The sequence below is a fragment of the Pseudonocardia xishanensis genome, from assembly GCF_039541715.1.
In the GTDB taxonomy this organism is placed as follows: Bacteria; Actinomycetota; Actinomycetes; order Mycobacteriales; family Pseudonocardiaceae; genus Pseudonocardia; species Pseudonocardia xishanensis.
This window is the reverse complement of the sequence record NZ_BAABGT010000091.1, coordinates 24,849-35,146: the sequence shown is the minus strand read 5'-3', so window position 1 is coordinate 35,146 and position 10,298 is coordinate 24,849. Positions and strand designations below refer to the sequence as shown.

Annotated in this window: 9 protein-coding genes and 1 rRNA gene; 9 read left to right on the top strand and 1 reads right to left on the bottom strand. The window is 75.6% G+C overall.

Annotation, left to right across the window (positions count from 1 at the left end):
- The first annotated feature begins 143 nt into the window (after positions 1-143).
- A 5S ribosomal RNA gene (rrf, locus tag ABD993_RS27785) occupies positions 144-260 on the top strand.
- Here rrf and ABD993_RS27780 read toward each other — a convergent pair.
- Positions 261-1,649 (bottom strand): hypothetical protein, encoded by a 1,389-nt coding sequence (locus ABD993_RS27780; protein WP_345424786.1) that lies wholly within the window; start codon positions 1,647-1,649, stop codon positions 261-263.
- On the opposite strand from ABD993_RS27780, the gene ABD993_RS27775 reads away from it, so the two are divergent.
- The 8 genes from ABD993_RS27775 to ABD993_RS27740 all read left to right on the top strand — a co-directional run bounded on the left by ABD993_RS27775 (position 1,608) and on the right by ABD993_RS27740 (position 10,166).
- Entirely contained in the window at positions 1,608-3,233 is a 1,626-nt protein-coding gene (locus ABD993_RS27775; RefSeq protein WP_345424783.1) for a tetratricopeptide repeat protein, read from the top strand. The genes ABD993_RS27780 and ABD993_RS27775 overlap by 42 nt on opposite strands.
- A complete protein-coding gene (locus tag ABD993_RS27770) occupies positions 3,230-4,183 on the top strand; it encodes an HAD hydrolase-like protein (protein ID WP_345424780.1) in 954 nt (317 codons plus the stop codon). The genes ABD993_RS27775 and ABD993_RS27770 overlap by 4 nt, the downstream gene beginning before the upstream one ends.
- A 41-nt stretch (positions 4,184-4,224) precedes the next feature.
- Entirely contained in the window at positions 4,225-4,410 is a 186-nt protein-coding gene (locus tag ABD993_RS27765; RefSeq protein WP_345424777.1) for a hypothetical protein, read from the top strand.
- On the top strand, positions 4,407-5,192 hold the full coding sequence (locus tag ABD993_RS27760) for a TlyA family RNA methyltransferase (RefSeq protein WP_345424774.1): 786 nt from the start codon (positions 4,407-4,409) through the stop codon (positions 5,190-5,192). The genes ABD993_RS27765 and ABD993_RS27760 overlap by 4 nt, the downstream gene beginning before the upstream one ends.
- Positions 5,189-6,106 (top strand): NAD kinase, encoded by a 918-nt coding sequence (locus tag ABD993_RS27755; protein WP_345424771.1) that lies wholly within the window; start codon positions 5,189-5,191, stop codon positions 6,104-6,106. The genes ABD993_RS27760 and ABD993_RS27755 overlap by 4 nt, the downstream gene beginning before the upstream one ends.
- Before the next feature lie 75 nt (positions 6,107-6,181).
- Positions 6,182-7,954, top strand: coding sequence for a DNA repair protein RecN (recN, locus tag ABD993_RS27750; RefSeq protein WP_345424768.1), 1,773 nt, complete (start codon positions 6,182-6,184; stop codon positions 7,952-7,954).
- Positions 7,955-8,064: 110 nt separating this feature from the next.
- Positions 8,065-9,252, top strand: coding sequence for a putative cytokinetic ring protein SteA (gene steA, locus ABD993_RS27745; protein WP_345424801.1), 1,188 nt, complete (start codon positions 8,065-8,067; stop codon positions 9,250-9,252).
- Entirely contained in the window at positions 9,249-10,166 is a 918-nt protein-coding gene (locus ABD993_RS27740; protein WP_345424765.1) for a copper transporter, read from the top strand. Before steA ends, ABD993_RS27740 begins: the two co-directional genes overlap by 4 nt.
- Positions 10,167-10,298: the final 132 nt, after the last annotated feature.

The following is a 10,298-nucleotide window of genomic DNA, read 5'->3' as shown; positions in this document are numbered from 1 at the left end:
ATAGGCCGAGGGCTTGCCACAACATGTTGTTCGCATCCACTGTGTGACCCTGAGCACACAACCATCACGATCCTCTCCGGAGGGTTCGTGTCGGTTGCGTGTTCGATCTCCGGCGTCTTGTCGGGGGACAATTCGATAGTGTTGTCGGTGGTTATGGCGGAGGGGGAACGCCCGGTCCCATCCCGAACCCGGAAGCTAAGCCCTCCAGCGCCGATGGTACTGCACTCGCCAGGGTGTGGGAGAGTAGGTCGCCGCCGACATCAAACATCGAAGGGCGTCCCCACCGGGTGGTGGGGGCGCCCTTTTTTGTGTTTTCTCTGAGGCTGGGAATCGCGGTTGAGATATGCAGCGCGATCACGGCCGCGACGCGACAGAATCGGAATTGAAGAGTGACTGATCGGGATGACAAGTCGGGCTCCGGCGATCGCCGCGAGTCCCGAGGACGCGACGACCGTCGACAGGACGGTCGCGTCGGCAACGGCTGGGGAGACCGCCAGGGCCGAGGGCGTGACGACCGCCGCTCCGACTCCCGCGACTCGCGTGACGACCGCCCCCGTGGTGGGCGCAGCGAGCCCAGCAAGAAGGTCTACGTCGACCGTTGGGGCAAGGACGACCGCCCGCGTCGAGGTGGGCCGTCGAACGACCGCACCCGCGACGACCGCTCCGGCGGGTACCGGCGGGATGACCGCAAGGGCGCTGTCGGCGGCTCCCGCGACGACCGCCGCGGCGCCGGGTTCCGCTCCGAGGACCGCGGTGCCCGCTCCGGCGGCGGGGACGACCGCGGCTACCGGGGCCGCGACGATCGGCCCGCCCGCAACGACCGTCCGTCCGACGATCGGCGGGGCGGCTACCGCGACGACCGCCGCGGTGGAGACGACCGGTCCCCGCGCAGCGGCTCCGACCGCGGCTACCGCGGTGGTGACAGCGGCGCCCGCGCTGGGTACCGCGGCGACCGCGAGTCGCGCGGCTACAGCGGCTCCCGCTCGGATGACCGTGGCTCGCGCGGCGGGTACGGCTCGGAGGACCGCGGCTCGCGTGGCGGCTACCGGGGGGCCGACCGCGACAGTGGTGCCCGTGGCGGTTACCGCGGCGGCGACGCGGACTCGCGCGGCGGCTACCGCGGCAACGGCTCGGACGACCGGGGTTCGCGCGGTGGGTACCGTTCCGACGATCGAGGTTCGAGCAGCTACCGCCGCGACGACTCCGGTTCCCGCGGCGGCTACCGCGGCTCCGAGGGGGGCTCGCGCGGCGGCTACCGGGACGACAAGGGGTCGCGTGGGGACGACCGCGGACGGTCCTTCGGCGACCGCTCCGCGCGTGGTTCCGGCAGCGACGATCGTCGCAGCGGCGGCTATGGCGCGGGGTCGCGCGACGACCGCGCACCGCGCCGCCCCGAGAGCGCCGGTTCCCCCCGCTCCGGCTTCACCCGCGACCGCGACGACCGGCGTCCGTCCCGCGACCGGGAGGACCGTGGCCCGGCTCGTGACCGCCGTGACCAGCGCCCGGACCGCGACGACCGGCGCCCGAGCCGCGAGCGCGACGACCGACGGCGTCCTCGGGCCTCGGAGGACGGTCGCCCGACGCGTGACCGCGACGACCGTCGCCCCATGCGCGAGTCCGACGACGACCGGCGCTCGTTCCGCGACCACGGCGACGCACCACGCGAGGTGGAGGCCGTCTGGGAGCCGGAGAGCGCCCCGGACGAGGCCGCAGCGTCCCCGTCCGCTCAGGACGGGCCCGCCGAGTCGGCCCAGGTCGTCGACCGTGCAGTACCCGTGGCCGGACCCGGTGCGGCCGCCGAGCCGACGTCGGAGGACACCGGGGCGGAGCGGCTCACCGACGCGGAGGCCCAGCGATCCGGCGGCGCCGACCGGGCGCCGTCCCGGGATCGCGGCGACCGGTTCGAGCGGCGCCCCGCCCGGCGGGACGACGACCGTCCGCGCGGGCGGTCTCTCGACCGGGACCGTCGGGCGGACGGCCGTCCCGGGCGCGACTCGCGGGGCGCACGGGACTCCCGTGGGTTCCGGGACGACCGGGATCGCCGGCCCGCAGGCGCGGCCGAGGGCGTGCAGACGCCGTTCATGGCCGAGCCCGAGCTGCCGGAGGGGGTGCGGGCGTCCGCGCTCGACACCGACGTCCGGCGGGACCTGCGGGGGCTCCAGAAGGAGACCGCGGACCTCGTCGCGCTGCACCTCGTCGCGGCCGGGATGTTGGTGGACGAGGATCCCGAGCAGGCTCTCGAGCACGCCCGCTACGCCCGCAAGCGCGCCTCGCGCATCGCGCTGGTGCGGGAGGCCGCGGGTATCGCGGCCTACCACGCGGGGGAGTGGAGCGAGGCTCTCGGTGAGCTGCGCGCCGCCCGTCGGATGGGTGGCGGTCCCGGGCACCTGGCCGTGATGGCCGACATCGAGCGGGCGCTGGAGCGTCCGGAGCGGGCACTCGAGCTCGCCCGCAGCCCCGAGGCCAAGGAGCTGGGGCACGCCGAGCGCGTCGAGCTCGCCATCGTGGCCGCGGGGGCGCGGCGGGATCTCGGGGAGATCGACGCCGCCGTCGTCGGGCTGCAGGGCCCGGACCTCGACCCGAAGAAGCGGGACCCGTGGAGCGGGCGGCTCTTCTACGCCTACGCGGACAACCTGCTCGCCGCGGGCCGCGAGTCGGACGCCGTGCAGTGGTTCGCGCACGCGGTCGACGCGGACGTGGAGGTGGAGACCGACGCCCGCCGTCGGCTCGCCGAGCTGACGGGCGAGGACTTCGACGACGAGGACGACCTCGTCATCGGCGACGTCTACGAAGACGACGGCGAGCTCGTCGGCGCGGTCAGCCGGACCCGCCCCGCCGTCCTTGAGGACACCGCCGCGAAGGCCCGCGAGTCCGACACCGAGCCCCGCGAGTCCGACACCGAGCCCCGCGAGTCCGACACCGTGGCGGCTGAGTCCGACACGGCCGTCGCGGTCAGCGATGCCGAGATCGCCGAGCCGACCACCCCGGTCGCTGAGGCGGCTGAGGCGGCTGAGGTGGCTGAGGTCGACGACACCGAGGTCGCGGAGGTCGCCGCGGACGTCGAAGCCGCCGAGGTCGACGACACCGCGGTGGTGGACGAGCCGGTCGCCGAGACCACGGCGGACGGGCGTGCTGCGGCGCCTTCTCCCACGGCCGAGCCGGACGAGGACGGCGACCCCCTCCCGCCCGTCGACACCTGGCCCGCGGACGAGGAGGAGAATCGCTCCTCGTGAGCGATCTCCTCTCCGGCTTCGACCTGCTGCTCGCCGACCTCGACGGCACCCTCTACGCCGGGAGGGAGGCCGTCCCCGGCGCCGTCGCGGCGATCACGGGGGCGGCGCAGCGGGGCGTGCGTACCGCGTACGTGACCAACAACGCGTCCCGCCGTCCCGCGGACGTGGCCGCCCACCTGAGCGAGCTGGGGTTCCCGGCGGCCACCGAGGACGTCCGGACCAGCTCCCAGGCGGGCGCCTCGCTGCTGGCCGAACAGCTGCCCGCCGGGGCGAAGGTGCTGGTCCTGGGCACGGACGCGTTGCGGGACGAGGTCGCGCAGCGCGGCCTGACCCCCATCGACACGGCCGCGGGCGCGGACGCCGTCATCCACGGCCACTCGCCCGACACCGGCTGGCGGCAGCTCGCCGAGGCGACCCTCGCGATCCGCGCGGGCGCGGTCTGGGTGGCCACGAACATCGACCCGACCCTGCCCACCGAGCGCGGCCCCATGCCCGGTAACGGGTCGATGGTCGGCGTGGTCCGCATCGCGACCGGGCTGGAGCCGCAGGTCGCGGGCAAGCCCGCTCCCACCCTGCTCAGCCAGGCCGCGGTGGGCGCCGAGCGCCCGCTGGTGATCGGGGACCGGCTGGACACCGACATCGAGGGCGGCAACGCGGCGGGCCTCCCGACGCTGCTCGTGCTCACCGGCGTGTCCACCGCGCGGGAGGCCCTCGAGGCCGCTCCGGAGCTGCGCCCGACCTACATCGGCGCCGACCTGGGCGTCCTCACCCAGGACCCGGGGACGGACGGGTGGACCGTGCGCGAGGGGGTCCTCACCGGCGACGGCGAGCCGATCGCGGCGCTGCGGGCCCTCTGCGCCGCGCACTGGTCGGCGGGCGGGGGCCCGGCGACCGTCCGGGGCGAGGGGGACGCCGCGCGTCACGCCCTCGACAGCCTCGGCCTGGCCTGAGCTACCGTGGCGATCACCCCGTCCCGCTGGAGCACCCGCCGATGACCGCACCCGTCCCGGGCGACCCCCGACCGCCCGCCGCCCGGCCCCTCGAGGCCGTGCGTGCCGACGTGGAGGCCGCCCTCACCGCGCTCGACGCGGTGGCCGACCGGCCCGCCGCCGAGCACGTCGCGGCGTTCGAACGCGTGCACACCGCGCTCGGCGCCGCCCTCACCGCGGGCTCGTGACCACGCGCGCCCGGCTGGACGCCGAGCTCGTGCGGCGCAAGCTCGCCCGCTCGCGTCAGCACGCGGCCGAGCTGATCGGCGCGGGGCTGGTGTCCGTCAACGGGATGCCCGCCCGGAAGGCGGCTTCGCAGGTGGAGCGCAGCGCGCCCGTCGTCGTCGCGGAGACGGGCGAGCCGGAGTGGGCCTCGCGCGGTGCGCACAAGCTGATCGGGGCGCTGGACGCGTTCGGGGTCGATCCCGCGGGTCTGCGTTGTCTGGACGCGGGCGCGTCCACCGGGGGGTTCACCGACGTGCTGCTCAGCCGCGGGGCTCGCGAGGTGGTGGCGGCGGACGTCGGGTACGGGCAGCTGATCTGGCGGCTGCAGAACGACCCGCGGGTGCAGGTGCACGACCGCACGAACGTCCGCGCGCTGGAGCCCGGGCAGATCGGCGGCACCGTCGACCTGACCGTGGCGGACCTGTCGTTCATCTCCCTGCGCACGGTGCTGCCCGCGCTCGCGGCGTGCACCGCGGGGACGCTGCTGCCGATGGTGAAGCCGCAGTTCGAGGTGGGTAGGGAGCGGCTCGGGTCGGGCGGGGTCGTGCGGGACCCGGCGCTGCGGCTGGCCGCGTTGACCGAGGTCGCCGACGCCGCCCGCGGGCTGGGGTTGGCCGTGTTGGGGGCGGTCGCGAGCCCGCTGCCGGGGCCGTCGGGGAACGTGGAGTTCTTCCTGCGGCTCGGAGCCGGGACGGACGTCGGGGACGGGGCGTTGGCCACCGCCGTCGAGGAGGGGCCCGCATGAGGGAGCTGCTGGTCGTGTTGCACGCGGGCCGCGCGACCAACCGGCGGGTCGCGGCGCGCGTCGCGGACCGGCTGGCCAAGGACGGCATCCGGCTGCGCGTGCTGGCGGACGAGTGGGCGGAGGTCGGCAACGGCCACGACCTGCCTCCGGAGCTGCGGCCGGTCGTCGTCGACGGGACGCCCGCCTGCGCCGCGGAGACCGAGGCGGTCCTCGTCCTCGGTGGGGACGGCACGCTGCTGCGCGCCGCGGACCTCGCCCGGCCCGCGAAGGTGCCGCTGCTGGGGGTCAACCTCGGGCGGGTCGGGTTCCTGGCCGAGGCCGAGCAGGAGTCCCTCGGCGAGGCGCTGGACGCGATCGTCGCCGGGAAGTACCAGGTCGAGGAGCGGATGACGGTGGACGCGCTGGTCCGCCACCAGGGCCGCGTCCTCGAGCGGACGTGGGCGCTGAACGAGGCCTGCGTGGAGAAGAGCACCCGTGAGCGGATCCTCGAGGTGATGCTGGAGATCGACGGGCGGCCGGTGTCCAGCTTCGGCTGCGACGGCGTCATCTGCTCCACCCCGACCGGCTCGACGGCGTACGCGTTCTCGGCGGGCGGCCCGCTGATCTGGCCGCAGGTGGAGGCGATGCTCGTCGTGCCGTCGAACGCGCACGCGCTGTTCGCCCGGCCGTTGGTGGTGGGGCCGAACAGCGAGATCGCCGTGGAGATCGACGCGACGGGGCCGCCCGCCGTGCTGGACTGCGACGGCCGTCGGGTCATCGACGTGCCGCCCGGCGCCCGGGTGGAGATCCGCCGCGGCCACGAGCCGGTGCGGATGATGCGGCTGGACGGACAGCCCTTCGCCGACCGGCTCGTCCGCAAGTTCGACCTCCCCGTGCTCGGCTGGCGGGGAGCGCCGGACGCCCCGTCCGACTGATTCGAACGCCCGTTCGTCCACAGGGCGGCGCGGCGCGGTGGGGATCTGTCGGTCGGGCGTCGTATCGTGCGGCCCATGCTGGCCGAGATGCGCATCCAGGGCCTCGGCGTGATCGACGACGCCACGCTGGAGCTGGACCCGGGCCTCACCGTGCTCACGGGCGAGACGGGCGCGGGCAAGACGATGGTGGTCACCGGTCTGTCGCTGCTGGGCGGCGGGCGGGCCGAGGCGTCGCGGGTCTCCGCCGCCAAGGCGGTGGTCGAGGGGCGCTTCTCCGGCGCCGGGCCGGGTGCTCTGGAGCTGGCCGAGGAGGTCGGGGCCGAGGCGGACGAGGACGGCACGCTGATCGCGGTCCGCACCGTCTCCGCGGACGGGCGGTCCCGCGCGCACCTGGGCGGGCGGTCCGTCCCGGTGGGGGTGCTGGGCAGGCTCGCGGAGGCGTCGTTGGCCGTCCACGGCCAGAACGACCAACTCCGGTTGCTCCGACCGGCGGACCAGCGTGCGCTGCTGGACCGGTTCGCCGGGGACGCCGTGGGCAAGCCGCTGGCCGCGTACCGGGAGACCCGTGCGGAGTGGCAGGCCGTGTCCGCCGAGCTCGTCGAGCGGCGGGACGGGGCCCGGCGGCTGGCCCAGGAGGCGGACATGCTGCGGCACGGGCTGGCCGAGATCGAGGCGGTCGCCCCGGAGCCCGGTGAGGACGGCGAGCTGGTCGAGGAGGCCAAGCGGCTGGCGGCGGCGGACGATCTGCGGGAGGCCGCGGGCGTCGCGCAGGCCCTGCTCGCCGGGTCGGACGACGGCGAGAACCCCGGCTCGGTCGGACTGGTCGGCGAGGCGCGCAACCGGCTGCAGTCCTCCGGGGACGCCGCGCTGAGTGCGCTCGACCCGCGGCTCGAGGAGGCGCTGGCGATCCTGGCGGACGTCGCGGGAGAGCTGACCGGCTACCTCGACCGGTTGGACGCCGATCCCGAGCGGCTCGGCGCGGTGCTCTCCCGGCAGGCCGAGCTCAAGGCGCTGACCAGGAAGTACGCGGCGGACGTCGACGGGGTGCTCGAGTGGGCCTCGGAGGCGTCGGTGCGGCTGGCGGGCCTGGACACCTCGGACGAGGCGCTGGCCGCCCTCGCCGCCCGGCGGGACGCGCTGGCCGTGGACCTCGCCGAGCACGCCGCCGCCGTCTCCGCGGCGCGCGCCGAGGCCGCGGAGCGGCTGGCGGAGGACACCACCGCCGAGCTGGGCGGGCTTGCGATGAAGGACGCCGAGCTGCACGTCGCGGTGCTGCCGCGGACCGCTTCCGGAGCGGACGCCGCGGACTCGGTGGAGGTCGCCGGGCAGCTGCTCGTGGCGGGGGCGGACGGCGTGGACGAGGTGGAGCTGCGGTTGGTCCCGCACCCCGGCTCGGCGCCCCAGCCCCTGCACAAGGGCGCGTCCGGCGGCGAGCTGTCCCGGGTCATGCTGGCGCTGGAGGTCGCGCTCGCGGGCTCGGACCCGGTGCCCACCATGGTGTTCGACGAAGTGGACGCCGGCGTCGGCGGCCGGGCGGCGGTGGAGATCGGGCGCAGGCTGGCCCGGCTCGCCCAGCGCCACCAGGTCATCGTGGTCACGCACCTGCCGCAGGTCGCGGCCTACGCGGACCGGCACCTCGTCGTGCAGAAGAAGCGCGGGGAGGGGATCACCCGGTCCAGCGTGCGCACGCTGCCGGAGTCGGACCGGATCGTCGAGCTGGCGCGGATGTTGGCGGGGCTGGACGACACCGACACCGGCCGGGCGCATGCGGAGGAGCTGCTCGGCGCGGCCCGCAAGCACCGGGACGAGGACCGGGCGGCACCGAGGAAGCGCCGCGCCCGCAGCTGACGGCGGGCCTCGGGTGCGGTGGTGTGGGGCTCGCGGGAGTGGGTGACGGGGCGGTCACGCTGCGGCGCGCCTTCACCGATCCGTCCGGCGCCGGTGTCATCGTGCCCGGCATGAAGCTCTCCGGCCTGCTGCACCGCTCGCGACCCGAGCTGCCCGGGCTCGCCGGGACCGCGCGCGTCGACAAGCGGACGGACGCCCTGCTCAAGCGGCTCAAGCCGGGCGACGTCGCCGTACTCGACCAGATCGACATGGACCGCACCACCGCCGACGCGTTGATCGGCGCGGAGGTCGCGGCCGTCGTCAACGCGGCTCCGTCGATCTCCGGGCGGTTCCCGAACCTCGGCCCCGAGGCCCTCATGGCCGCCGGTGTCCCGCTGGTGGACGACTGCGGGCCGGACATCCTGCACGCGGTCAAGGATGGCGCGCGCATCCGCATCCACGACGGGGTCGTGTACGCGGGCGAGCTGGAGCTGGGCCGCGGCACCGCGCAGACGACCGACTCGGTCGCGGACGCGCTGGTCGAGGCCAAGGCCGGGCTGACCCACCAGCTCGAGGCGTTCGCGGCCAACACCACCGAGTTCATGCGCCAGGAGCGCGCACTGGTGCTCGACGGCTACGGCGTCCCGGACGTCGACGTCGTGCTGGAGAACCGGCAGGTGCTCGTCGTGGCGGCCGGGTTCGACCACGTCAGGGAGCTCAAGAAGCTCGCCCACTTCATCCGCGAGTACCAGCCGGTGCTGGTCGGGGTGGGGGCCGGGGCGGACGCGCTGCGGGCCGTCGGGCACACCCCGCACCTCATCGTCGGGGATCCGTCGGATGTCTCGGACGAGGCGCTGACCTGCGGCGCGGACGTCGTCGTGCCGGCGTTCGCGGACGGGCACGCGCCCGGCCTGCACAAGGTCCAGGACCTCGGCGCCAGCGCGGTGACCTTCCCGTCGAGCGCGAACCCCGAGGACCTGGCGCTGCTGCTGGCGCACCACCACGGGGCGTCGATGATCGTCACCGTCGGGCTGTCCGCGACCATGGCCGAGTTCCTCGACCGCGGTCGCTCGGGCAGCAACGCCTCGACGTTCCTGACCCGGCTGCAGGTCGGCGGCACGGTCGTCGACGGGCGGGTGATCGCGCAGCTCTACCGCAGCCGGATCTCCACCGGCGCGCTGCTGCTGCTCATCGGTGCGGCGCTGGTCGCGGTCGTCGCGGCGCTGCTGATGTCCCAGGCGGGCGACGCCGTGCTCACCTGGGTCACCACCACCTGGAACGCCCTGTTCGAGACGGTCCGAGGCTGGTTCGGCCGGTGATCTCGTTGCGCTACCACGCGATCTCGATCGCGGCGGTGTTCCTGGCGCTCGCGGTGGGCGTGGTGCTCGGGGCGAGCGGGCTGTCGGACCGGCTGCTCTCGGCCGTCTCGACGGACCGGGACTCGCTGTCCACCCAGGTCGACACCCTGACCGCGCAGCGCGACGGGCTGCTGGACCAGCAGGCCGCGGCGGACCAGTTCGCCGCGCGGGTCGGGCCCGCCGCCGTCGCCGGGCTGCTGTCGGGCCGGAGCGTCGCGCTCGTGCAGGCCGGTGGGGACCAGACCGACCAGGAGTCGGTGATCCGGCTCGTCGGCCAGGCGGGCGGCACGGTGACGGGCTCGATCACGCTCACCGACGCCGTCGGCGACCCGGCACGGGCGGACCAGCTCAACGAGCTCGCCGCCCGGCTGCTACCCGCCGGCGCCCAGCTGCCCGCCGCCTCGGACACCGGAAGCCTCGCGGGCGGCCTGCTCGGCAGCGTGATGACCACGAAGAACGCCGCCACCGCCGACCAGTCGGGTGCGGTGTGGAAGGGCCTCGCCGACGCCGGGTTCGTCCAGCCCGGGACCGCGCCGGGGCCTGCCGACCTGATCGTCGTGCTGACGGGGGGCGCCCAGCAGGGTGCCGACGCCGGTGACTCGGCCGCCGTCCTCGCCCGGCTGGCCGCACAGCTGGACCGGGCCGGATCGGGCGCGGTCCTCGCGGGCCGCGACGGCTCGGCCTCGGCGACCGGGCCGATCGGGGTGGCGCGCGCCGCGGGTGCGGCCACCGCGGGCCTGTCCACGGTGGACGACGTGCAGACCGGCACCGGGCGCGTCGCGACCGTCCTGGCGCTCAAGGAGCAGCTGGACGGCAAGGCGGGAAGCTACGGCACCGACCGCACCGCGAGCAACGGCGCCGTCCCCACGACCTGAGCGGGCTCGCAGGGCGTCCGACTCAGGCGCCGTGGCGTCGGACTCGCGCGCGGTGGGGTGGGACTCGCGCGTCGGGAGTGGGGGACTCGCGGAGACGCGGGGGTTGCGGGCGGTCCGGGTGGTGGCCGGCGT